This is a genomic window from Mesorhizobium sp. FG116 (genome assembly GCF_057809835.1).
Window position 1 is genome coordinate 95,129 of the sequence record NZ_JBMDKS010000012.1, and the last position, 25,228, is coordinate 120,356.

Annotated in this window: 22 protein-coding genes, 1 tRNA gene and 1 riboswitch; of the genes, 12 read left to right on the forward strand and 11 right to left on the reverse strand. The window is 61.4% G+C overall.

Annotated features, from left to right (window positions below; genetic code table 11):
* Nucleotides 1–10 precede the first annotated feature (10 nt).
* The 4 genes from ACODTY_RS11855 to ACODTY_RS11870 form a co-directional block, all read right to left on the reverse strand.
* Nucleotides 11–496 carry a GlcG/HbpS family heme-binding protein gene (locus tag ACODTY_RS11855; protein ID WP_488994462.1) on the reverse strand — a complete coding sequence of 162 codons (486 nt, stop codon included), beginning with the start codon at nucleotides 494–496 and terminating at the stop codon, nucleotides 11–13.
* 90 nt (nucleotides 497–586) lie between these two features.
* The gene (locus ACODTY_RS11860; RefSeq protein ID WP_488994463.1) at nucleotides 587–1,195 is read right to left on the reverse strand and encodes a response regulator transcription factor; all 609 of its coding nucleotides are present in this window, start codon (nucleotides 1,193–1,195) and stop codon (nucleotides 587–589) included.
* Complete coding sequence (locus tag ACODTY_RS11865) at nucleotides 1,192–2,727, reverse strand: sensor histidine kinase (protein ID WP_488994464.1); 1,536 nt, start codon at nucleotides 2,725–2,727, stop codon at nucleotides 1,192–1,194. Before ACODTY_RS11865 ends, ACODTY_RS11860 begins: the two co-directional genes overlap by 4 nt.
* A gap of 60 nt (nucleotides 2,728–2,787) precedes the next feature.
* Nucleotides 2,788–3,669 carry a LysR family transcriptional regulator gene (locus ACODTY_RS11870; RefSeq protein ID WP_488994465.1) on the reverse strand — a complete coding sequence of 294 codons (882 nt, stop codon included), beginning with the start codon at nucleotides 3,667–3,669 and terminating at the stop codon, nucleotides 2,788–2,790.
* A gap of 153 nt (nucleotides 3,670–3,822) precedes the next feature.
* Here ACODTY_RS11870 and ACODTY_RS11875 point away from each other — a divergent pair, with 153 nt between their 5' ends.
* From ACODTY_RS11875 to ACODTY_RS11885, 3 genes are all read left to right on the forward strand, one after another.
* The gene (locus tag ACODTY_RS11875) at nucleotides 3,823–4,296 is read left to right on the forward strand and encodes a nucleoside deaminase (protein WP_488994466.1); all 474 of its coding nucleotides are present in this window, start codon (nucleotides 3,823–3,825) and stop codon (nucleotides 4,294–4,296) included.
* 2 nt (nucleotides 4,297–4,298) lie between these two features.
* Nucleotides 4,299–5,507 (forward strand): cyanate transporter, encoded by a 1,209-nt coding sequence (locus ACODTY_RS11880; protein ID WP_488994467.1) that lies wholly within the window; start codon nucleotides 4,299–4,301, stop codon nucleotides 5,505–5,507.
* 677 nt (nucleotides 5,508–6,184) lie between these two features.
* Nucleotides 6,185–9,211, forward strand: coding sequence for an autotransporter outer membrane beta-barrel domain-containing protein (locus ACODTY_RS11885; protein ID WP_488994468.1), 3,027 nt, complete (start codon nucleotides 6,185–6,187; stop codon nucleotides 9,209–9,211).
* 69 nt (nucleotides 9,212–9,280) lie between these two features.
* On the opposite strand, the gene phoU is transcribed toward ACODTY_RS11885, so the two are convergent.
* Complete coding sequence (gene phoU, locus ACODTY_RS11890; RefSeq protein ID WP_488994469.1) at nucleotides 9,281–10,006, reverse strand: phosphate signaling complex protein PhoU; 726 nt, start codon at nucleotides 10,004–10,006, stop codon at nucleotides 9,281–9,283.
* A 130-nt stretch (nucleotides 10,007–10,136) separates the two neighbouring features.
* Nucleotides 10,137–11,405: an ATP-binding protein gene (locus tag ACODTY_RS11895; RefSeq protein ID WP_488994470.1), complete on the reverse strand. Its 1,269-nt coding sequence runs from the start codon at nucleotides 11,403–11,405 to the stop codon at nucleotides 10,137–10,139.
* 96 nt (nucleotides 11,406–11,501) lie between these two features.
* On the opposite strand from ACODTY_RS11895, the gene ppk2 reads away from it, so the two are divergent.
* Nucleotides 11,502–12,404, forward strand: coding sequence for a polyphosphate kinase 2 (gene ppk2, locus ACODTY_RS11900; RefSeq protein ID WP_488994471.1), 903 nt, complete (start codon nucleotides 11,502–11,504; stop codon nucleotides 12,402–12,404).
* A gap of 278 nt (nucleotides 12,405–12,682) precedes the next feature.
* Here the strand turns inward: ppk2 and ACODTY_RS11905 are convergent, their stop codons facing one another.
* Nucleotides 12,683–14,662, reverse strand: coding sequence for a glycosyltransferase (locus tag ACODTY_RS11905; RefSeq protein WP_488994472.1), 1,980 nt, complete (start codon nucleotides 14,660–14,662; stop codon nucleotides 12,683–12,685).
* A gap of 603 nt (nucleotides 14,663–15,265) precedes the next feature.
* Nucleotides 15,266–15,784, reverse strand: coding sequence for a GcrA family cell cycle regulator (locus ACODTY_RS11910; RefSeq protein ID WP_488994473.1), 519 nt, complete (start codon nucleotides 15,782–15,784; stop codon nucleotides 15,266–15,268).
* 352 nt (nucleotides 15,785–16,136) lie between these two features.
* On the opposite strand from ACODTY_RS11910, the gene ACODTY_RS11915 reads away from it, so the two are divergent.
* The 3 genes from ACODTY_RS11915 (at nucleotide 16,137) to ACODTY_RS11925 (ending at nucleotide 19,383) form a co-directional block, all read left to right on the forward strand.
* Nucleotides 16,137–17,330 (forward strand): aspartate aminotransferase family protein, encoded by a 1,194-nt coding sequence (locus tag ACODTY_RS11915; protein ID WP_488994474.1) that lies wholly within the window; start codon nucleotides 16,137–16,139, stop codon nucleotides 17,328–17,330.
* Between the two features lie 14 nt (nucleotides 17,331–17,344).
* Nucleotides 17,345–18,256: an ornithine carbamoyltransferase gene (argF, locus tag ACODTY_RS11920; RefSeq protein WP_488994475.1), complete on the forward strand. Its 912-nt coding sequence runs from the start codon at nucleotides 17,345–17,347 to the stop codon at nucleotides 18,254–18,256.
* A 116-nt stretch (nucleotides 18,257–18,372) separates the two neighbouring features.
* Nucleotides 18,373–19,383 carry an Hsp33 family molecular chaperone gene (locus ACODTY_RS11925; RefSeq protein ID WP_488994476.1) on the forward strand — a complete coding sequence of 337 codons (1,011 nt, stop codon included), beginning with the start codon at nucleotides 18,373–18,375 and terminating at the stop codon, nucleotides 19,381–19,383.
* Between the two features lie 36 nt (nucleotides 19,384–19,419).
* On the opposite strand, the gene apaG is transcribed toward ACODTY_RS11925, so the two are convergent.
* Complete coding sequence (apaG, locus tag ACODTY_RS11930; RefSeq protein WP_488994477.1) at nucleotides 19,420–19,812, reverse strand: Co2+/Mg2+ efflux protein ApaG; 393 nt, start codon at nucleotides 19,810–19,812, stop codon at nucleotides 19,420–19,422.
* Between the two features lie 122 nt (nucleotides 19,813–19,934).
* Here apaG and ACODTY_RS11935 point away from each other — a divergent pair, with 122 nt between their 5' ends.
* Nucleotides 19,935–20,246 carry an MmcQ/YjbR family DNA-binding protein gene (locus ACODTY_RS11935; RefSeq protein WP_488994478.1) on the forward strand — a complete coding sequence of 104 codons (312 nt, stop codon included), beginning with the start codon at nucleotides 19,935–19,937 and terminating at the stop codon, nucleotides 20,244–20,246.
* 12 nt (nucleotides 20,247–20,258) lie between these two features.
* Here the strand turns inward: ACODTY_RS11935 and ACODTY_RS11940 are convergent, their stop codons facing one another.
* Nucleotides 20,259–21,458 carry an O-succinylhomoserine sulfhydrylase gene (locus ACODTY_RS11940; protein ID WP_488994479.1) on the reverse strand — a complete coding sequence of 400 codons (1,200 nt, stop codon included), beginning with the start codon at nucleotides 21,456–21,458 and terminating at the stop codon, nucleotides 20,259–20,261.
* A gap of 57 nt (nucleotides 21,459–21,515) precedes the next feature.
* Nucleotides 21,516–21,593: riboswitch (SAM riboswitch) on the reverse strand.
* A gap of 87 nt (nucleotides 21,594–21,680) precedes the next feature.
* Between ACODTY_RS11940 and ACODTY_RS11945 the strand changes: the two genes are divergently transcribed.
* Complete coding sequence (locus ACODTY_RS11945) at nucleotides 21,681–22,775, forward strand: 2'-deoxycytidine 5'-triphosphate deaminase (protein WP_488994480.1); 1,095 nt, start codon at nucleotides 21,681–21,683, stop codon at nucleotides 22,773–22,775.
* Nucleotides 22,776–22,893: 118 nt separating this feature from the next.
* Nucleotides 22,894–23,670: an ABC transporter substrate-binding protein gene (locus ACODTY_RS11950; protein WP_488994481.1), complete on the forward strand. Its 777-nt coding sequence runs from the start codon at nucleotides 22,894–22,896 to the stop codon at nucleotides 23,668–23,670.
* A 94-nt stretch (nucleotides 23,671–23,764) separates the two neighbouring features.
* On the opposite strand, the gene ACODTY_RS11955 is transcribed toward ACODTY_RS11950, so the two are convergent.
* Nucleotides 23,765–23,838: transfer RNA gene (locus tag ACODTY_RS11955), tRNA-Gly, on the reverse strand.
* Nucleotides 23,839–23,952: 114 nt separating this feature from the next.
* Between ACODTY_RS11955 and ACODTY_RS11960 the strand changes: the two genes are divergently transcribed.
* Together ACODTY_RS11960 and ACODTY_RS11965 are read left to right on the forward strand one after the other, a co-directional pair.
* The gene (locus ACODTY_RS11960; RefSeq protein ID WP_056240953.1) at nucleotides 23,953–24,216 is read left to right on the forward strand and encodes a DUF6460 domain-containing protein; all 264 of its coding nucleotides are present in this window, start codon (nucleotides 23,953–23,955) and stop codon (nucleotides 24,214–24,216) included.
* Between the two features lie 146 nt (nucleotides 24,217–24,362).
* Nucleotides 24,363–25,187 carry a hypothetical protein gene (locus ACODTY_RS11965; RefSeq protein WP_488994482.1) on the forward strand — a complete coding sequence of 275 codons (825 nt, stop codon included), beginning with the start codon at nucleotides 24,363–24,365 and terminating at the stop codon, nucleotides 25,185–25,187.
* Nucleotides 25,188–25,228 lie beyond the last annotated feature (41 nt).

Here is a 25,228-nt window from a genome sequence, read left to right on the forward strand (position 1 = left end):
TGCGTTGGATTTACTCGGCAGCACCGATTGCCTTCAGTCCGGCCACGGCACAGCCGGCATCGATGTCGCCCGAGGGAGCGCCGCCGACACCGATGCCGCCAACCAGCGCCTTGCCGAACTTGATCGGCAGGCCGCCGGCCTGGATGACCATGCGCACATCCATGTCGCGCAGGCCTTCATTTGCCGGCTTGGAAGCGATGAATTCGGCAAGACCGGCCGTATCGCGGCCGAGAGCGGCAGAGGTGAACGCCTTGCCCTGCGCGCTGGAGCCGGTGTGCGGGCCGGAATTGTCGGCCTTGATGAGAACCTTGGTCGAACCGTCGCGTGCCACGATGGCGACGCTGACATTGTGTCCTTCGGCGACGCAGGCCTTCAGCGCGGCGTCCGCAGCCTTGGTGGCGATGTCGAGCGGCAGGTAGGGAGCGGTCGGCAGTTCCTGCGCGGTAGCGGCAAGGGGAGCGAGGACGGTAGCGGCGAGAACGAGGTTGCGAAGCATCTGTTGGTTTCCTTTCCAAGTTGATGGAAGGAAGCTAGCCCACGTCTTGAACGACGGGCATTCGTAGCCCTTGCAATGGCATCCGTAGTTCTACGGAGCCTCGCGGCCCTCGATCCACAGCCGGGTCATCTCCGCTTGCGAGGTGGTGCCAAGCTTGGCGCCGATCGCGGCGCGATGGCTCTCCACTGTGCGCGGCGACAGGCCAAGCCCTTCGGCGATCTGGCGCGAGGTAAAGCCCTCGGCGATGCGGTCGAGCACTTCGCGCTCGCGCGCCGTCAGCGCTGCGAGCAGGGCCTGCGACTCCGCCCGTTCGGCGCGGCGGTTGATAGTGCGCTCCAGCGCTTCCTGTCCTTTCTGGATCGCATCGATCAGGTCCTGCTCATCGATCGGCTTGGAGAGGAAATCCACCGCGCCATTGCGGAATGCTCGCCGGCAGGCTTCGATATCGCCGTGTCCGGAAATGACGATGGTCGGCCAGTCGATGCCTTGCTCGGTCAAGCGCTCCTGAAGCTTTAACCCGGAAATGACCGGCATGCGGATGTCGAGGATCAGGCAGCCGGGTGAAAGCTTCGGCACTTGCGCCAGGAACGCCTGCGGATCGGCGAAGCCCACCGCCTTGATGCCGACCGTGGACAAAAGCAGGCTGAGCGCCCGGCGCACCGCCTCATCGTCATCGACCAGATAGACGGGACGGCTCATTGCGGGGCCTCCGCAACTCCATTGCGCAGCAAGGTGACCCGGAAGGTCGCTCCCGGCCCGCCGTCGATCAGGGCGATTTCACCGCCGGCGCGTTCCACGAGGCGCTGGCTGAGCGCAAGGCCAAGCCCGGTGCCGTCGGCGCGTGTGGTGGTGAACGGCGTAAACAGGCGCGGGCGCAATTCATCCGCGATGCCGGGACCATTGTCGGTGACCTCCAGCACGGTTTGGTTTCCATCTTGCTGGAGCCTGACGGCAATAAGCCCGACCCCGCTTTGATCACCAACCGCCTCTATGGCGTTGCGCACGAGGTTGAAAACGACCTGCTCCATTTCAACGGGGTCGGCAACGACCGAGACGGGATTGTCGGGCATGTCAAATTCCAGCTGTGCACCATGCGTCGCAGCTTGCGGCGCGAGCAATGACCGCACATTGCCGAGCACTTCGCGCAGGTCGAAAGCCGTCGCCGCTCCGCGTTGCGGGCGCGACCAGTTGCGGAAGCGTTGCAGGATTGCCGAAGCCCGGCGCGCCTGCGCAACGGTGTCGTCCAGCACCGGCGCCAGCACCGTTGCGTCGCCCTGGCCAAGCATCCGCCGCCCTGCTTGCGCCTGCGCGAGAATGGCGGTCAGCGGCTGCGTCAATTCATGCGCGAGACCGCTTGCCATCTCGCCCAACGCGTTGACGCGCGAGGCATGGGCAAGGCGCGATTCCAGCGCGCTGAGCCGCGCCTGCTCCACGGCAACTCGTGCTCGCCTCCGCTGGCGCAGCGCGGCGAGTGCAGCCAGATAGGCAAGCATGACGGCAATCAGCGCCAGGCCGGTTTGCAGCGGCGGATAGAGGTCCGCCACTCCAATCTTCATTCCTGTTTCCAGAAGCAGGGGTTGGGATTGGCTGCCAAGCGCCTTGGAAAACCGCACCGTTTCGGGCGAACCCGGATAGCCGATAAGCGCATGGCCATCCGGCAAGGACAGGCTGAGCGCAATGCCCGGCCGCGACCAGAACGCCCCAGCCTCATCAAGCAGCTTTTGCGCGTCGATGCCAAGCATCAACCCGTAGATCGCTGCATCGGAGTTGGGGCTGCGTTTGACCATGATGTAATGCTGTGGCCGGTTCGGATGCGGCAGAAGCGCGATCTCGCCTTTGGATGCTTGCGCCGCCGAACGGACAAGATCGGCGGCGGCGGGATCGAGGGGCTCGGTCCCGACTATTTCGCTCTGGGGATCGAGCGGAACAAGCTGAACCTCGTCGATGCGCGGGTAAAATCGCGTGATGGTATCGGCCACGTCGAGAAACAGCTTGTGCTGTTCGCTTCCCGCCGCCACCGCTATCGCCGACAAGGCGGTGAGATGGGCGTCATGCTGGTCGGCGCGCTGCGATGCCAGGCGTTGAAGAACCGTGCTTTCCTGTTCCAGCTCCGCAACCAGGGCATGGCGCTGGAAAGCGGCAAGTGCGCCGGCAGCGGCAAGCAGCAGCAGGCAACCGATGGCGATCTGCTTGAACAGGCTGTCGAGGATTGGGCGATTGCTGGGCGTCATCTGGACATTCTGGCAGCTTGTGGGCCTGACCGGAATGCCCGCCGCGAGCAACAAGTTGTTCTATCCATGGGCGGACCCTCTGGCAGCAAGCACCGCGCTCATCTGCTCCATCAACTCCGCGCCCGGGCCCGCGCTTTCCCACGAGTAGATCGAGACGGCCATCTCAGGTTCCGTGCCGAACGCCATGCATTGCCGTACGCGATATCTGGCAACGGCGCTCTTGGGCAAGAGAGAGAGGCCTATTCCGCCCTCGACCGCCACCAGAACGCTATGCAGACTGCTGCCCGAAAAGGCGATATACCAGCGCCGTTGCTCCTGCTCGATGCGCTGGAACATCGCTTCGCGATAGAGGCCGCCCGGCGGGAAAGTAACCAGCGGTGTCGGGTTGAGCCACTCGCCCGCCGCATCGGCACTTTCGAACCATGCCATGGCTTCCGGATAAGTCGCCCGGCAGGATGGATCGGCGGATGGTTCCTTGACAATAACAATGTCGAATTCACCGGCGCGGTAGCGACGGGTCAGGTCGCGGCTCAGCCCGGCGGTCACGTCCAGCCTGATCGTGCGATGTCGCCGGGCGAAGTCGCTGAACACCGCCGCCATGGTGCTTGTGACGATATCTTCGGGAACGCCGATCCTTATCGATGTCGTGCCGGCCGGGTCGCCAAGCGCTGCTTCCGCCTCTTCCTGAAGGGCGAGGATCCTGCGGGCGTAGCCCAGCAGCCGCTCGCCCGTCGGAGTCGGCTCGACGGGCCGCGCCGCGCGGTCGATCAGTGCCGCTCCGACTGCTTCCTCCAGCCGGGCAAGTTGCTGGCTGATAGTAGACTGCGTCATGTTCAGGCGCTCTGCCGCGAGCGTAAAGCTACGCGCATCGGCGATTGCCACGAAGGCGCGGAGAAGGCGTTGATCGAGCATTGCTATGAAATCACCGAAAACTTCCTTCATTTATATCTCAAATGTTATTCATCCATACATTTAATTTCCAAATGCACCCCTTTCTCCTTATCAGCATTCCATGCCTGCGGATCATCAACCCCGAGGCTTATCTCGCGCTCTGGCGCGTACGGAAGCCCGCGTATTGCTGGAAGGGAAATAAGCATGACCGAAGATCAGGGCTTCCTGTGTCAGGCCGTCGAACTGGCTCGCGCCAATATCGACGAAGGTGGTCGTCCCTTTGGCGCGGTGGTTGTCAGAGATGGCGAGGTGATCGCCACTGGCGTGAACGAGATTCACACGACCAACGATCCCACGGCCCATGCCGAGATGTCGGCGATCCGGGCCGCCAGCCGCAAGCTTGGCTCTCCGGATCTCAGCGGCTGCGCCGTCTATGCCAGCGGCCACCCGTGCCCGATGTGCATGGCGGCGATGCGGCTTTCCGGCGTGAGCAAGGTTGCCTACGCCTATTCCAACGAAGACGGGGCACCTTTCGGGCTGTCGACGGCGGCGATCTACGAAGAACTCGCCAGGCCTTTTGCCCAGCAATCCATGGCCATCAGCCATCAACCCGTTCGGCCCGAGGGCAGGGCTGGTCTCTACGAGCAATGGTCTCGCAGCCGCGCCGGAAAGCGCTAGCGATGGAAGGAAAGGCGCTCTCGTCGTCCAGTCGTATCTGGTTGCTCGCTGCGGTCGTCCTGATCGGCCTCAATCTGAGGCCGTTCATGACCGGTGTCGGCCCGCTGGCGGCAGACATAGGCGCGCAAACCGGGCTCGGTCTGCAAGGCATGGCGCTTTTAACCCTTGTGCCGATGTTGTTGATGGGCGTGTTCGCCTTTGCCGGTCCGTCGTTGCAGGCGCGCTTCGGCGCGCGGCAGGCAATCATTGCTGCGCTCGCCGTGCTCGGCCTGGCATCGTTCCTGCGCCTGTTCGTTTCGACCGGTTGGGAAATGGTGGCAACGGCGGTCCTGCTGGGGCTGGGCGCGGCGATCGTGCAGGCGGTGTTTCCAGGCGTCATCAAACAGCAGTTTCCGCGCCAGCTTGGCCTCGTCATGGGGCTCTATTCCGCCATGCTGATGGGCGGCGGCGCCCTCGGCGCGCAATTTGCGCCACTGATGGCGAAAGCCGCGGGCGACTGGCATGCCGGCTTCGGCTGGATGGCCGGGTTGGCGCTGCTTGCGCTTTTGCTGGCGGCGCGCAGCCTGCCGCGCGGCACCGCACGGCAACGGGGAGGCGATGCGGCAAAGGCTTTCCTCAAACGGCCGCGGACATGGCTTTTGATGGCATGCTTCGGCCTGGTCAACAGCGGCTATTCCACGGTCGTGGCGTGGCTTTCGCCGTATTATCAAGGCTTCGGCTGGAGCGCCGCATCAAGCGGTAGCCTGCTGGCGGTCGTATCGGTGGGTCAGGCGGTTGCGGCCCTTGCGCTGCCAATACTGGCCGGCAGAGGCGAAGATCGCCGGCCATGGCTCTGGCTCACGCTCGCCATGCAGGCAGCCGGCTTTGCCGCGCTGGCACTACGACCGGAGGTTGCGCCCATTGTATGGGCGGCATTGCTTGGCGCGGGATTGGGCGGCTGCTTTTCCCTGTCCATGATACTCGCACTGGACCATCTGCATGACCCGGTCGAGGCTGGCGCTCTCTCTGCGCTCATGCAGGGAGGCGGCTTCCTGATCGCCGCGATGGCGCCGTGGGTCGTGGCCGTCCTTCACGACGCCACCGGCAACTTCGTGGCCGGTTGGGTATTGCACCTCGCCTGCGTAGCCGTCGTGACAGTGCTATATTGGCGCGCCTCGCCGGCAAGCTATGTCGCCGCCATGAACCCGACGGCCCCAACGCCCCGCATTTGACCGATCGTCGGCTGCTGGACCGGCAAAAGTCATGCCACGAAATGGCTGGCAGCCGTCAAAGATCAACTGAAGCCGAGGAATGACAGGATTGCTACGACGGCAACCGTGAAGCCGGTCAGGTAAAGAACGTAGTTCATTTTTGTCTCTCGATCTCAAGATGTTCTATTACGAGAACTGCTAGCGCGTCTGCGATGGGGCCGCTTTGCGCGACCGCAAAGAAAAGCCTCGCCGAAGCGAGGCAAGAAGGAGGGTTTTTACTGCGTCGTTGCAGCGTGTGCCGCTCCGTTGCAGCAGGTGGCATTGTTTGCAGATCGGGACGAGCTTGGCTTTGCGCTGCGACAAATAGAATACCGTCATCGCAGCTTGTGCCTCCCGATGAGATCAAGTCACCAGCGGGCTTCCGGTCCACCTGCATCGCTATCGGCTCCCGACTTTACTTGTCGGCGGCCTCGTCACAACCGCACTGGCCTGCCCTGGTCGGCGGTTCTTCACGCGAAATATTTCGAGAGTTGGCGAGAGTTATTGATCCAGATCAAGTTCCTGTGAGCCGATACCAAGTTTGGTCGTATTCCGATACAACCCGGTTCTGGCCCCATCGACTATGTGCCCGGAGCGTCCGTCGTCGCGCGAATTGAGACGGCTTGAAGGGCAACATTTCAGCGGGGCAAACGGGGCACATGACTCACTTCCGGGGTAATTTCGGCGTCGAGAAATCGGCGGTGGCGGAGCTTGCTTTGCGCGCGCGCAACAAGTCTCTGGCAAATTCCGCATCCGCATTGGCAGTCTTGGTCATGACTGGCCTGTTCGCGCAGGGAGCAATCGCAGCGGACGCCACATGGAGCGGCCTTGTTTCAGGCCAGTGGTCTAACTCCGCGAATTGGGTCGGCGGCATCATACCGGACGGCACGGCGACATTTTCCGCTACCGGCGCCTCTACCATAACGGCCCCGGACGGCATTCTGACAGTTGTCATGACCCCATTTGGGCCGAGTCAGGAGCTGTTGCCGTATCAAATGGGCGCGATCGTGTTCGATGCCTCTGCGCAGGCCTATACCTTCAATTACTTCGGCGCTTCGTCGATGGCCTTTACCGGGGCCGGTATCGTCAACAATTCAAGCCAGGACCAGACCTTCAACAACTACTCAGGCTTGGATTTCGACAATTCGAGTTCGATGGACAATGCCCTCGTCTCGAACTTCGGCGGCATCAACATGCGCGACAGCAGCTCGGCTGGTTCCGCCATCATAACCAACCACGGTTCCATCGGTTTTCTGGATACCAGTTCGGCTGGGACGGCAAATATCACCAACAGCGGCTTGTTGCGTTTCGACCAATCCAGCACTGCCGGCCAGGCTGACATTACCAACGCAGGCGGCGCGACGTTGCAGTTTCTGGCTGCCTCATCGGCGGGCAACGCAACCATCACCAACGAGTCCGGCGGAGATCTGTCGTTCGGCCAGATTGGTTTTAACGGATTTGGCGACACCTCACAAATTTCGTCCGGGGGAAGCTCCACCATTGTCAATAATGGCTCCCTTACATTTGGTCCTTTCAGCACAGCGGGCAATGCGAACATAACCAACAACGGCACCATGACGGTGACCGAGGTTTCCAATGCCGGCAGCGCGACCATCGTCAACACCGGCACCGTGACCTTTCGCGGCCTGAGAAGCTCCCCGATCGGCGCATCTGATCCGACCTCGGCAAAAGACGCCACGATCACCAACAGTGGCCGGCTGGAGTTTGTGGACAATGCAACAGGTGGCAATGCGGCCATCAACAACGGCAGTACGGGAATTGTGGATTTTTCCGCAACCCGGTTAGCGCCCACGATCGGGTCCATCGCCGGTAGTGGCAACATTTACCTGGGCCAGCTTGGTCTTTCGATCGGCGGAAACAATGTCTCTACCGTCTTTTCCGGCTCGATCAGCAATTGTGCTGTCGGCCAGCCTTGCAAAACCCCGTCTCCCTTTGGAGGCCGCATCAACAAGACAGGCACCGGAACGCTCACCCTTGCCGGAACAAACAGCTACCTTGGTCCGACGGAGGTGCTTGGCGGCGCGCTCTTGGTGAATGGCAGCATTTCAAGTTCGGAAAGCGTATTTGTGCACGCCGGCGCGACGCTCGGCGGCACTGGCACTTTGTCGTCCACCATCATCGATACGGACGGGACGCTCGGCGCAGGCAATAGCTCGATCGGCACTCTTACGGTAGCCGGCGATCTTACTCTGAAGACTGGAAGCAAATACGCGGTGGATGTGTCGCCGACCGTCGCCGATAAGATTTCCGTTACGGGCAGCGCAACACTCGCTGGCGCGGTCGAAGCAAGCTTCGGCGCGGGCGCTTACCTTCCGAAAAGCTATGTCATCTTGTCGGCGACCGGTGGATTTGGCGGCACGACATTTGACGCCTTCAACATTGTCGATGCACCCGCTTTGCAGGCGAGCCTTGCTTACAGCCAAACCGAAGTCAGCATCGATCTCGTGGCGGCGACGGCAAAGATGAAGGAGTTGACCGAAAACCAGCAGGCCGTTGCCGAAAAACTTGATGAAGCCTTCAATGGTGGCGGCGGCATCGGTTCCGGCTTCGCCACGCTGCTGGGGCTGCCGCAGGACCAGTTGGTCAACGGTCTGTCGCAACTGACGGGCGAGGCAGCGTCCGGCGCAATCCAGACTCCCTTCCATGCGATGGACATATTCCTGGGCGTCCTGCTCGACCCGACCATCGGCCAGCGCGCTGCGACGCAAGCGCCTCCCTTGGCGTTCGCCCCGCAGCGCGGTTCGCTCCCGGCCCTTGCTTCGGCCTATGGTGACACCGGTTCGGATGGAGCATCGCCTGTGCTCGCGGCCGAGCAACCCAGCTATGGCATGTGGGGCTCGGTCTATGGCGGTCAGGCCAGACTGGACGCCGATGCCGTCGTGGTCGGCACGCATGAAACACATGACAACATAACGGGGCTGGCCGTCGGCATCGACTACCGCCTCGGCCCCGACACGGTCGCCGGCTTTGCGCTGTCCGGCGGCACCACTTCGTGGAGCCTCGACAGTGGTCTGGGCGGCGGCGACAGCAACATGTTCCAGGCTGGCGTCTACGGTAAGACGCACTTCGGCGCGGCCTACCTGTCCGGCGCGCTTGCCTACGCTTGGCATGATACAAGCACGACGCGCACAGTTACTATTGCCGGCACCGACGAACTCGCTGCCGACTTTGATGCCAATGTGTTCGGCGCAAGGGTCGAAGGCGGCTACAGGTTCGATACGCCTATGCTGGGCATCACGCCTTATGCAGCCCTCGAGGCACAGTCCGTGCACACACCGTCTTACGCGGAGTATGCAAAGTCGGGGTCGGACCAGTTCGCGCTTGACTACGCCTCACAGACGACCTCGACGACACGCAGCGAAATCGGTGCCGGTCTCGACAAGCTGTTTGCGCTGGATGATGGCACCTTGCTGACGCTGCAGGGGCGTGCTGCCTGGGTCCATGACTTCGACAACAATCGCAATATCTCGACCGCATTCCACTCGCTGCCGGGATCGAGCTTCACGGTTGATGGTGCGTCTTCCACGGAGGACAGCGCGCTTGTTTCGGCAGGCGTGGAGGTTGGTTTCGCCGGGAACTTTACGCTGAGCGGCAGGTTCGACGGCGAGTTCTCTTCCGGCGGCAACGTCTATTCCGAGACGGTGATCCTGAAGCATCAGTGGTAATCGACGCCGCCATCAGAACCCGCCATTGCTCAATGGCGGGTTTTGGCTGCGTGCCGGCAAGTTGGAGGACTATTTGGACGACGCGTCGGCCTTGATCACGATGCGGTCCGTCTTGTCGCCCTTGGGACGCTCCGCCGGCATCTGGTCGCCGGTTACGATGTAATAGATCGTTTCGGCGATGTTGGTGGCGTGGTCGCCGATGCGCTCAATGTTCTTGGCGCAGAAAAGCAGGTGCGTGCACGAGGTTATGTTGCGCGGATCTTCCATCATGTAGGTCAGCAACTCGCGAAACAGCGAAGTGTACATCGCGTCGATCTGGTCGTCGCGGTCGCGCACGAAACCGATGATATCGACCGAGCGCGACGCGTAGACGTCGAGCACTTCCTTCAACTGCGTAAGCGCAAGGTTCGAAAGTGCCTCGATGCCTCGAAACAGCGAAGTCGGCTGGCGGCCGTCCGCCACGGAAGCCACGCGCTTGGCGACATTCTTGGCCAGGTCGCCCACGCGCTCCAGGTCCGCTGAAATGCGGATGACGCCCACGATTTCGCGCAGGTCCTTCGCCATCGGCTGGCGCTTGGCGATCAGCAGAATGGCCTTGTCGTCGATCTCGCGCTGCCCGTCATCAAGCACGGTGTCGTCGCCGACGACCTTGCGGGCGAGATCCTGGTCCGCGCCGACAAGGGCGGCAATCGCCTGATCCACCATGCGCTCGGCATGACCGCCCATCGCAGCGATCCGTTTCGACAGATACTGCAGTTCCTCGTCGTAGGCGGTGACGATGTGTAGCGATTGCATGCGCGAAAACCTCCGGGACCTTTGACGATTCGGTCTCTTGAATCTGTGCCGATACGCTGCCCGCATGACAATTGCGCGAATGGCGTATCAGCCAAATCGCAGAGAGACTAACGCCTGCTTGCCCGCAAAGCTAGTTTGTCGGCAAATGAACGGTGAAGGCCGCACCCTTGCCGAGTTCAGACTCGATCGACAGGCGGCCGTTGTGGCGCGTCAAGATGTGCTTGACGATGGAGAGGCCGAGGCCGGTTCCCTTTTGCGATCGGCTGGTTTCGACATCGACCCGGTAGAACCGTTCGGTGACGCGCGGGATGTGTTCCTCGGCAATGCCCGGGCCGAAGTCACGGATGGTCACGTCGATGCCGGGTTCCGGTCCCTTGGTGCTGGGCGAGATGGAGACGATGACCCTCTCGCCCGATTGGCCATATTTGCAGGCGTTTTCGAGCAGGTTTTCAAACACCTGGTAGAGTTCGTCGCGGTCGCCTGGAACCTCGAGCGCCCCGTCGGCAAAGTTCCGCTCGATTTCAAGGCCGCTGTCCTTGGCCAGAGGCGCAAGCGAATCGATGACGCTTTCGACCACGTTGCGCAGGTCGACCCGAACCCCTGACCTGTGAAACGACTTCATCTCAAGTCTCGACAAAGACAAGAGATCGTCGATCAGCCGCGCCATGCGCCCAGCCTGGTTCTGCATGATCTGCAGGAACTGCTCGCGGGCGGCAGGATCGTTGCGGGCCGGCCCGCGCAGCGTTTCGATGAAGCCGGAGATCGAGGCAAGCGGCGTGCGCATTTCATGGCTGGCATTGGCGATGAAGTCGGCTCGCATCCGGTCGATCCGGCGCGCCTCGCTCTGGTCCTTGAACACAAGAACATAGAGGCCGGTTCCGTGGCCTATGGCCGATGCACTGACCCGATAGACCCGCTCGACAGGCAATTTTTCGACATAGTCGATGGCTTGCGACGACACGCCGCCTGCCAGCATGTCTTCGATAAGCGCTTGCATTTCCGGCGCCCGGAATTTCAACGGCAGCGACATGCCCGCGGATATGTTGCCGAAGATGGAAATGGCGGCGGCATTGGCGTGGACGACGGTCGCCGTCTGGTCGAACACGATCAGCGGATCGGTGACGGCAGCAGCAAGATGTTCCGCCGATAGCTGCGGCAAGAGCCCGCCCTGTGCGGATGCGTCATGGTCCATGTCCGCCCGTCCGGTTTGCTGAGGCAATGCCATTGCGGTGATCACGAACCCCAGCATCGCCAACGGTCCGACGAGAGGCGACAGACCGGAAAATGCCTGGACAACGATCATCGCGACCATGCCTGCGGCAATCAGCCAGCCACTAGCCTGCAAGCGCTGCAAGGCGCGCCGGCCCCAATTTTGTCGCTGACCATCCATATCGCTCATACGCGCCCCAATGGCTCGCCGGCACGGCAAATTCAGTCTGGACCGGTGCCGAAGCCCCCAATAGCATGAAGTTTCCAACTGGAAAGGTTCGCCTGAATGAAAAACTCCAATGACAACGCTGTGACAGCAGCGTCAGGACCGCTGAAAATTACGGTTGCGGGCAAGCAGCGCGAGTTCGATGTCGATGCCCCGGATCTTCCCGATTGGATCAAGGACAACAAGCTTACGGCAGGAGGTTATCCTTACGACAAGAAGATGAAAGGCGAGGAGTTCGAGCCCAAGCTCGAGGAATTGCAGATTGAGCTGGTGAAGGCGCAAGCCTGGCTGCAGCGCACCGGCCAGCGGGTTCTGGCCCTGTTCGAGGGGCGCGACGCCGCAGGCAAGGGCGGCACGATCTTTGCGCTGCGCCAATACATGAACCCAAGAACGGCACGCAATGTGGCGCTGACCAAGCCGACGGAAACCGAAACCGGTCAATGGTATTTCCAGCGCTACGTGGCCCATTTCCCGACCAGGGGAGAGTTCGTCACATTCGACCGTTCCTGGTACAACCGTGCCGGCGTCGAGCCCGTCATGGGCTTCTGCACGCCCGAGCAGCATGAGCAGTTCCTCAACGAAGCGCCGCGCTTTGAAAAAATGATCCGCAACGAAGGCATCCATTTCTTCAAGTTCTGGCTTGATATCGGCCAGGAAACGCAGTTGGAGCGGTTCCACGACCGCCGCCATAGCCCGCTGAAGAACTGGAAATTCTCGCCGATCGACATTGCGGGCCTGTCGAAATGGGATGCCTACACGCAGGCGCGAAACCAGATGATCGAGAGGACCCATAGCAAGGAAGCGCCGTGGATCGTCGTGCGCGCCAACGACAAGCGGCGCGCCAGGCTTTCCACCATTCGCCGCATCCTGTTGTCCTTGCCTTATGATGGGCGTGACCTGGATGTCGTCGGCAAGGAAGACAAGAAGATCATTGGCGAGGGGGCATCGCTCCTGCTGGCATAGGCGCGCAAGCGCCTAGGGTCAGGACCTATTAATCTGACTGAAATGGTCGGAGCGGATTTGTGCGGATACGAGGAGCGAAGGCGCAGGAAGGCTGAAGCCTTTCAAGGCTTCGCGACACTGTAGCCCGTGCAAATCCGTCCGATCTGAAGGACGTTCGAACTGGCGTCGAACTGCTGCGTCAAAGTCCTTGACCGGGGGAACGACCCCGCTCCACGGACTTTTCCTTGCATCTCTCGCCATTTCGAACGCCATTCCAGTCATATTAACAGGTCCTGACCCTAGGTGCCGATAGCGGGGGCGGGCACCACTCCCGCCGGTGCGGCCTGCACCTGTTTGTGCGGGGTCTTTTCCCAATGGAAAGGCCGCCGCCACAACTGCAGCACCGCCCGCCACCCGGCATAGGACATCATGGCCCAGTAGATCGGGGTCAAGGCGACGATCTTCCAGAAGCCGCGGCGCTGGTTCTTCGCCAGCGTTTGCCAGCCGAGCAGCAGGAACGACAGGTATCCACAGGTGATGTTGATGACGTCGACAATCAGCAGCGCCGAATGGGCTGGCCCGGACGAAGCCGTCAGCAGCAATTGAACCAGCCCGAAGCAGAAAGTGGCGAGCAACAGCGGGTGAAGCAGCGACGAAGCCAGCATGCCGGCAAACAACACCTGTGCGATTACGAACGAGCGCGGCCCAAGGTCGCCTGCAAGCTTGACCGGGTCGCGCATATGCACCAGCCAGGTCTGTGCCCAACCCTTGAACCAGCGCGTGCGTTGCGGCAGCCAGACCGAGAGCCTGGTCGGCGCCTGTTCATAGGTTGGCGCGGAAATGGTCTCGGCCTGATAGCCGAAGCGCGCAAGGCGCGTGCCCAGATCAGCGTCCTCGGTGACGTTGAACGGGTCCCAGCCGCCGACAGCCTCCAGCGCGGCGCGGCGGAAATGGTTGGATGTGCCGCCCAGCGGCAGCATCAGCCCATGGCGCGACAGCCACGGCAAAAGTCCGTGGAACAGGGCGCTGTATTCGAAGGCGAACATGCGGGCGATGAGGCTTTCGCCCGGGTTCGATATCACGAGTGGAGCCTGCAGAACCGCCAGTTCCGGCCCGCTGGCACGAAACCTTTGCCATGCCTCGGCAAGCTGCATCGGGTCGGGCCAATCCTCAGCGTCGTAGAGCGCGACGAACTCGCCGCTCGTCATCGGCAAGGCGTAGGCGAGGGCCTTGGGCTTGGTGCGCGGCCCGGTTGCCGGCACTTCGACGACCTTGATGTGCGATGGTAGCTGTTGGGTGCTGATGGCAGCCAGCGTTTCGGTGTCGTCAGCCTCGCACACCAGTTTGATTTCCAGCCTGTCGCGAGGCCAGACAATCCAGTCCAGCGCCGTCAAAAGGTCCGGCACGATGTCGGCCTCCTTGTAGAGGGCGACAAGCACCGAATAGACGGGCGCATTGGCCGGCGGTGGTTCGATGCGGTTCAGGCGCTTGCCTGTTGTCACCGACGCCACTGCGGCGAACCTCAGAGCCACGCAGGCGAAGAAGAAAAAAGTGGCAAGGCCGTGCAGCAGCCCGAGTGTAAGCTCAGGCGCCAGGGCAAAGCCGACAGGCAGCACGGTAATGGCAATTCCCAGAACCGTTCCTTGCCATCCGTTGGCGACGACGCGGGCCGACATCTGCGGAAAGCGATCGGAAAGTCCGTTGACCGCAACGCGCGCCAAAAGCGGCCTGGCCCGCTCGGTCACGGCCGCACGAAGTTCGTCGGTGTCGGCAATTCTGAGATGCTGGGTAAGGTCGGGATGAGACCGGATATAGTCGCGCATCCACCCCAGCCGAATACGCCTTGTGGGAATGAGGAAGGAAACGGAACCATCCTTTTCCAGAAGCTTCACCGGAAGATTGTCGCCGCTGCCCCGCAACAGCGTCAGAAGTTGCTCGTCGCTGGCGATCAGCCTTTTCGGGTCGATGCCGATACTCGCCTTCAGGCCGAGATCCGCGGCGATTGCCCTGGTCAAATCGACCCGGCTGGCAGCACCTGACGCAAGCAGGCAGGAAGCGAAGTCTTCGCCGGATTGACGGGCCTGAGCCGCAATTTCAATCGCGGCCTCTCGATCTATCGCAAGTCTCGCGAGAACCGATTGCCATTCATCGACATCGGGATGGGCGGTTTGACGCGAGGCACGCGCTGGAGCATGTCCAGCAAGTGCCGAGCCTTTCCCGTGCGCAACGTCTCCTCCACGCTGCGCACCCCTCCCGCCGCCCGCATCGGACGACTGCATTCAATTCCCCCAAGCCCCTGCCGCTACCGGACGGCCCCCCGGCCGATAGCGGAATGCACGTTTGAAATTTTCTTCGGGATTCGACTAGGCCAATACCTCCCTGGCCTTCGCCGCACCCCGAGCTCCCGGCCGGATGTCAGTGTCCTCCCGTGGCTTAAGCGTGATGTGATCTGTTGCCTGCAGATTTGCGTCGGGCGCGTAAAATGAGTCCGCTGGGCAGCGTGGAATTCATTCCGATGGTGGAGATGGTCAGTGTGCCGGGGCCGACGATATCGCTGGCCCGGCAGGCAATCAGGCTATGACCGAGCCGCGTCGGCGCGCGTTTCACGCTGGCGTCGCTTCTCTGCAGAACTTCAAACAGGACGGGCGCACAAAATGGCTGCCTCATCGCCTCGACAAGCCTATTCCAATTAACGATCTGGATCGTAGTTGTACGATCTAGATCGCGCCATCAGCTTCAGGTTGAATCGCTCACACGCAAAAGATGCGGGCGGGGGGAGGCTGCATAGCCAAACGTGCACCGCGCGGCCCGTTCCCAGACCGCGCGGCGCTTGTTCAACGGAGAAGAAGCCGCCCTTGCATTGCAAGGGCGCGCTTGGCGCCTTAGCGAACGCGTCGCCGTTCCGAAGCCGGCTGGAACGCAATGCGCGAATGATAGGTGCAGTAAGGGCCGGTTTCTGCCGCATCGTTGCCGCAGAAATGGAAATCTTCCGAAAGCGGATCGCCGTTCGGCCACTTGCAGGTGCGCTCGGTCAATTCCACCAGCGTCAGGTGGCGCGAGATCGGAACCACCACGTTTTCCACCGGGCGCAGATAGGTGCGCGCGACCGGTTCGGCGTCGAACTGAACCTGCAGCGCGGTCGCCCCGATTGAAGTCGTGACATGGCGCGTGGTGCTGGCGGCCCGCGAGACCGATTTGGTGACGCTTGCGCCTTGCGAAGCCTTTTTCTGGCGAGCAGGCGCGGCGCTTGTGCGGCCGCGGCCGGACAATTTCAGCCGGTGCACCTTGCCGATGACCGCATTGCGGCTGACACCGCCGAGTTGTGCCGCGATCTGGCTGGCGCTCAAGCCCTCCGACCACAGTTTCCTCAAGAGTTCTACCCGCTCGTCAGTCCAGTTCATGAGACTGCGCTCCTTTGAACCGTGCGACTCCGGAATCCCTTCCCGATCCGGCAAAAGCCGGTTGGGCACCACATATACTGGGGTGATTAGATCCGCCGCACGAAATCTAGTTATTTCCTGACCACAATTACCTTACGCGCTGACTCGGTGACAAGAGTCCCAAAGGCAACACGAATCTGTTTTTTCGGTTTTCCCCAACTTGCCCGCTCGCTGATGCAAAGAGCTTCCGTTAGGGAAGGCCAATCATGGGCCAGGCCACGTTTCCGTTGACACTGTGGCTGAAAAACATGATAAGCCGCGAAAGCCGCCGCGTGGGCGGCTTTTTGATTTTCCGGTTCCGGAGACGCATATAATGAGCGGTTCGGCGCTTTACGAGACCTTTGCTCGTGTTCCCTTGACCTTCGACCGGGGCGAGGGCGCCTGGCTGATCACTGACAAGGGCGAGCGATACCTCGATTTCGCCGCCGGCATTGCCGTCAATTCGCTTGGCCACGGCCACCCGCACCTGGTGGAAGCGCTCACCACGCAGGCCGCCAAGCTTTGGCACGTCTCCAACCTTTACGAAATCCCGGATCAGACCCGGCTGGCCGCGCGGCTGACTGATGCAAGTTTCGCCGACAAGGTGTTCTTCACCAATTCGGGTGCCGAGGCGCTGGAATGCGCCATCAAGACGGCGCGCCGCTATCACTATGTAAATGGCCACCCGGAGCGTTATCGCACCATTACCTTCGAAGGCGCTTTCCACGGCCGTACGCTGGCGACGATCGCCGCTGGCGGCCAGCAGAAATATCTTGAGGGCTACGGCCCAAAGGTCGACGGTTTCGACCAGGTGCCGTTCGATGACATCGACGCCGCCGAAAAGCTGATCACCGCCGAAACGGCAGCCATTCTGGTCGAGCCGGTGCAGGGTGAGGGTGGTATCCGCTCCTTGCCGGTCCAGTCGCTCAAGCGCCTCAGGCAGCTTTGCGACAAGCACGGCCTGCTTTTGATTTTCGACGAAGTGCAGTGTGGCATCGGCCGTACCGGCAAGTTGTTCGCCCATGAATGGGCCGGCATCACCCCGGACCTGATGGCGATCGCCAAGGGCATTGGCGGCGGTTTCCCGATGGGTGCCTGCCTCGCCACCGACGAGGCCGCCAAGGGCATGACCCCCGGCGTCCACGGCACGACCTTCGGCGGCAATCCGCTCGCCATGGCGGTCGGCAACGCGGTGCTCGACGTTGTTCTTGCCGACGGCTTCCTTGAAGACGTGCAGCGCAAGGCGCTTTTGATGAAGCAGGGGCTTGCGGCGGTTGCCGACGAGTTTCCCGAAATCATCGAAGGCATTCGCGGCACCGGCCTCATGCTCGGCCTCAAATGCGCAGCGCCGAACGGCAAGGTGAACATCGCCTTGCGTGACCAGAAGCTTCTTGCGGTCCCGGCCGGCGACAACGTCATCCGCCTTTTGCCGCCGCTTACCGTGACGGATGCGGAAATCCAGGACGGCCTTGGCCGTATCCGCGCGGCTGCACAGACCATGTCCGAAGCCCTCGCGGCCGCGAAATAGCCGGAAGATCATCGATGAGCCTTCGTCATTTTACCGACCTGTCTGCTATTTCCGGACAGGACCTGCGCGCCATTCTGGACGATGCCGCCGCGCGCAAGGCGCGCCTCAAGGCCGGTGAGCGCTCGAAGCCGCTGGAAGGCAAGGTCCTGGCGATGATCTTCGACAAGCCCTCGACGAGGACGCGCGTATCCTTCGACGTCGGCATGCGCCAGCTCGGCGGCGAGACCATCATGCTGACCGGCACTGAAATGCAGCTTGGCCGCTCGGAGACCATCGCCGACACGGCCAAGGTTTTGTCGCGCTATGTCGATGCGATCATGATCCGCACCACCTCGCACGACCGGCTGATCGAATTGACCGAAAATGCGACCATCCCGGTCATCAACGGCCTGACCGACGACACCCACCCGTGCCAGTTGATGGCCGATATCCTGACCTATGAGGAGCACCGCGGTTCGGTTGCAGGCAGGACCTTCGCTTGGAGCGGCGATGGCAACAATGTGCTGCACTCGCTGATGGAAGCGTCGGCCCGCTTCAGCTTTACCGTCAACGTTGCCGTTCCGCCCGGCAGCGAACCCATGCAGAGGTTCGTCGACTGGTCGCGCGAAAATGGCGGCAAGGTCAATTTCAGCAAGACAGCCGAGGAAGCCGTGACCGGCGCCGACTGCATCGTCACCGATAGCTGGGTGTCGATGGGGCAGGAACACCGGGCGCGGGGCCATAATGTCTTCCTGCCTTATCAGGTCAACGCCGCCTTGATGGCGAAGGCCAAGCCGGACGCATTGTTCATGCATTGCCTGCCGGCCCATCGCGGCGAGGAAGTCACCGACGAGGTCATCGACGGACCACATTCGGTGGTGTTCGATGAAGCCGAAAACAGGCTGCATGCGCAAAAGGCCGTACTCGCCTGGTGCCTTGGCGCCTGAGCCGCTGCGCTTGAACCGCGGCAGGGTGATGCCTATCTCCGGCGAATCACCTGAAATACTGACCACCCGAGGCATGCCCTCTTATCGAGGGGATGGCCTGCGGCCGGAGATATGTCATGCTGGAAACCGTGCAATTGACTGAACACAAACCAAAGCTCGGCGAATTTGGCCATGCGGGCGACGATCACGTCGTGCCCTTTGCCATAGATGCGCTCGATGTGCGTGGCCGCGCCGTCCAGCTTGGCCCGATGCTGGACGCCATCCTTTCGCGCCACGCCTATCCCGAACCCGTTGCCCGCCTGCTTGCCGAAGCCTGCGTGCTGACGGTGCTCTTGGGCACCTCGCTGAAATTCGAAGGCAAGTTCATCCTGCAGACCCGCACCGATGGTCCGGTCGATATGCTGGTTGCCGATTTTACCACGCCGCACGCTCTGCGCGCCTATGCCCGCTATGACGCCGAGCGGTTCGAGGCGTTGGTGGCGGCAGGCGAAGTCAGCGACGAAACGCTGCTCGGCGCCGGCGTGCTGGCGCTCACCATCGATCAGGGCGCTCACACGCAACGCTACCAGGGCATCGTCCAGCTTGATGGCACATCGCTGGAGGAGGCTGCGCGCATCTATTTCAGGCAGTCGGAGCAGATCCCGACCGACCTGCGGCTCTCTGTTGCCAAGCTGGTCGAGCCGGGTGGGCATGAGCGGTGGCGTGCCGGCGGCCTGTTGGCGCAGTTCCTGCCGCAAGCCCCGGAGCGCATGCGCGTGGCCGACCTTCCGGGCGGCGATGGCGATACCGCTGAATTCGCCCCAGAACCGGTCGACAATGCGTGGCAGGAAACGCTTGCCTTGCTTTCCACGGTGGAGCCGACGGAGTTGATAGACCCGACGGTAGGCACTGAGCGCCTGCTGTTCAGGCTTTTCCACGAGCATGGGGTGCGGGTGTTCGATGCCGTTGAAGTGGCGGATCAGTGCTCCTGCTCGCAGGACAAGATCCACGGCATCTTGAGCGGCTTTACCGCCGAGGAAATCCGGGAAAGCACCGAAGACGGCCGAATCCGCGTCGCCTGCGAATTCTGCTCGACGGCCTATGATTTCAACCCTGCCGAGTTTGGCGACACCAGCCAGACCAACTAGGAAATCCGGCCGGATGCGCCTTTGCGTTTCCGGCCGTCAGTTCACGGTTCGCTTCACGCCCGGCAGATCGAGCGAGAACGCCGGAATGGCGATGTCGAACGTGTCGCCCTTGGCGTTGCGCATGGTGTAGCGGCCGACCATTATGCCGGAAGGCGTCGAAAGCGGGCAGCCCGACGTATACTGGTAGCTGTCGCCGGGATTGAGTTCCGGCTGGTCGCCGACAACGCCGGCCCCGCTCACCTCTTCGACCCGCCCCGTTCCATCGGTGATATGCCAGTAGCGCGACAACAGCTGGACGAACTCTTCGGACTGGTTGCTGATCGTCACCTGGTAGCCCCAGACATAGCGGTTTTCCGACGGTTCCGACCGATCCTCGATGTAAAATGGCCTGACCCGCACTTCGATATCGCGTGTTGTGGCACTGTACATGTTCGTCTCCTCGACAGCCGAGAATCGGCCTGTCACGCCATCTGGTCAATTCAAAACGAAGCCAGTTGGCGATATCGCTTGATAAGCTTGTTTGCGGCATGATCACGGCAAAGGCAGCTACGATGATCACCAAATCCCAGTTTCGAGACATGGCGCTTTCTTTTGCCGGTGCTGTCCAGGCTGGTCATTTCGACGTGACGGACTTTCGGGTGAAAGGCCGGATATTCGCAACATGGCGCGACAAGGATGGCCGCGCCGTGCTGAAACTCGCGCCAGACCAGCAGAAATTGCTGATGGAGACATCCGCTGCAGTTTTCTCGCCTGTCGCCGGCTCGTGGGGGCAAAAGGGGTGGACGAGGGTGGCGCTCGACATTGCCGACGAGGCCACCTTGCGCCACGCCATGACGTTGGCGTGGCAGACCGTTGCCCGCTAGCCCTGAAACGCTCTAGGCCGCCTTTGCGCTCGCCAGTGCCTGATCGATGTCCTGAAGCAGGTCGTCCACGTGCTCGAGCCCGAGCGACAGGCGCAGCGTTCCGGGCCCGATGCCCATTTCCGCGCGGGCCTCTTCGGTCAGGTTCTTGTGCGTGGTCGTTGCCGGATGGGTGACAAGGCTCTTGGCGTCGCCCAGATTGTTCGAGATCAAGATGATATCGAGCGCGTTCTGGAACGCGAATGCCGCCTTCTTGCCGCCCTTCACGTCGAGGCAGATCAGCGTCGAACCGCCCGACATCTGCTTCTTGATGATGTCGGCCTGCGGATGGTCCGCCCGGCCCGGATAGATTACGCGCTCGATTTCCGGCCGTTCGGCCAGAACGTCCGCGATGCGGGTTGCCGACTGCATCTGTTGCGCGACACGGATCGGCAGCGTTTCCAGCCCCTTCAGCAGCGCCCAGGCGTTGAAAGGCGACAGGCTGGGGCCGGTATGGCGGAAGTAATTGTGCAGGTTCTCGTCGATCCAGGCCTTGTCGGAAAGCACGATGCCGCCAAGGCAACGGCCCTGGCCGTCGATATGCTTGGTTGCCGAATAGACGACGACATGCGCGCCAAGCTCGAGCGGACGCTGCTGCAACGGCGTGGCGAACACGTTGTCAACCACCACGCGCGCGCCGATCGAATTGGCCAGCGCGGAAACCGCTGCAATGTCGATCACCTCAAGCGTCGGGTTGGTCGGGCTTTCGAGGAAGAAGAGCTTGGTGTTGGGGCGAACCGCCTGCTCCCAGTTCTTGATGTCGGTGCCATCGACCAGCGTCGACTGAATGCCGTAGGACGGCGCAAGCGTCTCGATGATCCAGCGGCATGAGCCGAACAGCGCGCGGGCCGCAACGATATGATCGCCGGCCTTCAGGCTGCACAGGATCGCGGCTGCCACTGCCGCCATGCCGGAAGCGGTCGCGCGGGCGTCTTCCGCGCCTTCCAGTGCGCACATGCGCTTTTCGAACATATCCACGGTCGGGTTGGCGTAGCGCGAGTAGATGAAGCCGGGGTCTTCGCCTTTGAAACGCGCTTCGGCGGCTTCGGCCGTATCATAGACGTAGCCTTGGGTGAGGAAGATCGATTCCGACATCTCCCCGAACTGGGATCGCAGCGTTCCGGAATGAATGAGCGTGGTTTGCGGCTTCCAGTTGCGCTTGCCGTCAGATGTCATAGGTCCGTTCCCAAATACAAAAAAACCGGCCGCGAAAGTCGCAACCGGTCCACATGGCCTGGCGGCCCGACGGTCCTTTAGCGACTTGTTTAACGTGGCTGCAAGCCGACCGGCCAAATCACCACGGGATAAAGCCCCTTTAGACCTCACCACCGCTTGCGTCAATTACCCGCGTGATTAAGAGGTCTGTAGGTGGCTCCGAGTTGGCTGCGGGAGCGGATATTGCGTCAGACAGGCATTCTTCCCGATCAGGACATAAAAGCGCTGTTCGAGAGCGGCGCGCTGAAGACGCCGCGCGCGCTCGACAAGGACCAGGTCCAGCCGGCCAGTCTCGATCTGAGGCTTGGCGAAAAGGCGTGGCGGGTCCGCGCCAGCTTCCTGCCCGGTCCCAACCATAGCGTCGCCGACAAGCTCGACCGCCTCAAGCTGCATGAAATCGACCTCACCGCCGGCGCGGTGCTGGAAACGGGATGTGTCTACATCGTTCCGCTTCTGGAAACGCTGGCCTTGCCTTCGGATATTTCGGCTTCGGCCAATCCGAAAAGCTCGACCGGCCGTCTCGATATCTTTACCCGCGTCATGACCGATCACGGTGCCGAGTTCGACAAGATCGCCGCCGGTTACCACGGCCCGCTCTATCTCGAGGTCAGTCCGCGCACCTTCCCCATCGTCGCGCGCACCGGTTCGCGGCTGTCGCAGATCCGTTTCCGCACCGGCCATGCCGTGCTGTCGGAAAGCGAACTGCACGACCTGCACGACGCCGAGACGCTGGTCGCGACCGATCCGCCGAATATTTCCTGGGGCGGCATCGCGCTGTCCATCGACCTTGCCGGCGACGAAAACGGCCTTGTCGGCTACCGCGGCAAGCATCACACCGGTCTGGTCGACGTGGACAAGCGCGCCGCCCACGACGTGTTCGACTTCTGGGAGCCGCTTTACAATCGCGGTGCCGGCGAACTCGTGCTGGACCCGGACGAATTCTACATCCTCGTCAGCCAGGAAGCGGTGCATGTGCCGCCGCTCTATGCTGCCGAAATGACGCCGTTCGATCCGCTGGTCGGCGAATTCCGCGTCCACTATGCCGGCTTCTTCGATCCCGGCTTCGGCCATTCGGCTGCGGGCGGCAAGGGCAGCCGGGCAGTGCTTGAAGTGCGCAGCCACGAGGTGCCCTTCATCCTCGACCATGGCCAGACCGTCGGCCGGCTGGTCTACGAGCACATGCTGAAACGCCCGAAGGCGCTCTATGGCACCGACCTCGGCTCCAATTACCAGGCGCAGGGCCTGAAACTGTCGAAGCATTTTCGCTCCGCAGGTTGAAAGACCGTCATTGTCTCACTTGCTCGCTGTTTGATTGCTCCAGCCTTGTTTCGTCGTCCGCGCCGTGCTTGGCTGCGATGCCGGCCAACGGGCGTCGGTTTTGCCAAGGGGTGACAGAATGCGGATTTCCGGATGGATCATGGGCGCGGCGGCAGCAGCTATGCTGGCCGTTTCAGGGTCGTATGCTTGGGCTCAGGATGCAACCAAGATCAAGATCGGCACCGAAGGCGCTTACCCGCCGTTCAACAGCATCACCGCCGACGGAAAGCTGGTCGGCTTCGACGTCGATATCGCCAAGGCGCTTTGCGTCCAGATGAAGGCCGAATGCGAATTCGTCACGCAGGACTGGGACGGCATCATTCCCGCCCTTCAGGCCGGCAAGTTCGACGCGATCGTCGCTTCCATGTCGATCACCGAAGAGCGCAAGAAGCAGGTCGCCTTCACCAACAAATATTACGTCACGCCATTGGCGGTTGCCGCCTTGAAGGACAGCGCGTTGACTGAAACCGATCCCACCGCGATGGCCGGCAAGACGGTCGGCGCGCAGGCGTCTACGACGCAGTCGATCTATGCCGAGGACTTCTACGCCAAGGCGGGAGCCGACGTGAAGCTTTATCCGACGCAGGAAGAGGCGGTCCAGGACCTCATCAACGGCCGCCTCGATGCGGTGATTTCCGACAAGTTCGTGCTGGTCGACTGGCTGAAGAACGCTGCCGACGGCGCTTGCTGCAAACTGATCGGAGACGTGAAGGGCACCGAGACGGAAGCCGGAATCGCGGTGCGTCTGGACGACAACGCGCTGCGTGAAAAGCTCAATGCCGCCATCGACGCGATCGTGGCTGACGGCACCTACAAGACCATCCAGGCGAAGTATTTCGACTTCGACATCTATTGAGAAACGGTGACAGCCGGGGGCGCGGCACTGCCGTGACCCTCGGCTTGGCCTGTTGGGCTTCGCCTGCCGCAAACGGCAATCTCGGTATGGGATTTGGAGCGGGTAGCGGGAATCGAACCCGCGCTAGAAGCTTGGGAAGCTCCTGTGATACCATTTCACCATACCCGCGCCCCACTTCGTTAGCATGCGCTCCGTGCATTCGGCAATCGCAAAGCCGAGCCGCTTGAAGCTTTGTCGCGGCTCACGTATCTGATGGTCTGAACGGAATCGAAGGAGACTGCCTTGTCCGCTTTGGCCCGCTTTCTCGGTGACTCGCCGCTAAGGGTAATCATCAAGCTCTTGGTTGTTTCGTTCCTCGTCGGCCTCGTCATGCACACTTTCGGCTGGTCGCCTTACGATGTGCTGCGTGGTGTCCAGAACTTCTTCCTCGACATCTGGAACATGGGCTTCCGCGCCATAGACCGCTTCCTGGGCTATATCCTGCTCGGCGCGGCGATTGTCGTCCCGGCGTTCATCCTGCTGCGCATCGCGAGCTACAGGAAGTAGGTGGCTGGGCTTCGGCCTTCGTGCAAGCGTATCCGGCCAGCCGATGAAATCGCGACAGTTCGAATTTTTGGAAATCTGGCAACGATGCCTTGTGCCATTGGTGTTATCGAATTCAGTCAATTGCAGTCATTTATTCGGATAGGCGAATGAGCAATTTTTCGGCAGCGCGAGCGTTCCTGACAGGTCTCGGTTTGATGTTTGGTCTTGTGCCCGCTCACGCAGGATCTGTCTGGAAAGGGACTCTGCAATGTTCCTACGGTTCCGGTTCCTTGAACATCAAGATTGACGATCTGGGCAATGTTTCGGGCGGAATGACGAATGGAACAATCCGGTCCGGTAGACTTTCAGGAACATCGATAACATTCACCTATTCAAACATGTTTGGAAACGGCGGTGTTTTTGCGGGAAGCGTTTTCGGAAACACCATGGGGGGCAGCTATTCACAGCGGGCCGGCACCGCAGAAACCTGCAAATGGGAGGCATCACTGGTCGGCAATGCGAGCCCTGCCAAGCCAAAGCAAAATCCAAAAGATGACACCCGGAACCGTGAAATTGCGGAAGCGAAAGGTTTAATCGAGCGGGCGAAGATCGTGCAGCGCCAGCCCGGTTGCGAAAGCCAGCGGCAAGCAGCAGGATTGTTGGCCGATGCGTCGGTCATCTACCGTCGTCTTGGGATGGCGGGCAATTCCGACAAGATCAATGCGGCAGCAGACAAACTCACCGGGGAAGGCGGCACTTACTATAAGTGCCTTGCCAAGCGATCGGCGAAACGCACCCCCCAAAACGGCGCTAAGCCCTCATCCGCAAAGCCGGAACAAGCCACCGGCAAGAAGCCCCCATCCACTCGAGATTGTTTGCGTGCAAAACTACAGCTCGAACTTCTGCGCAAGCAGGCAAATGACGACCCTGCCAACGATGCAATCTTTACGCAGGCGCGGGACAAAATCCGTCGCGAGGGATGCAAGGTCTAACGCTCGTATCGAGATTAGCTATGCGCCTCTTTGTGTCCTCT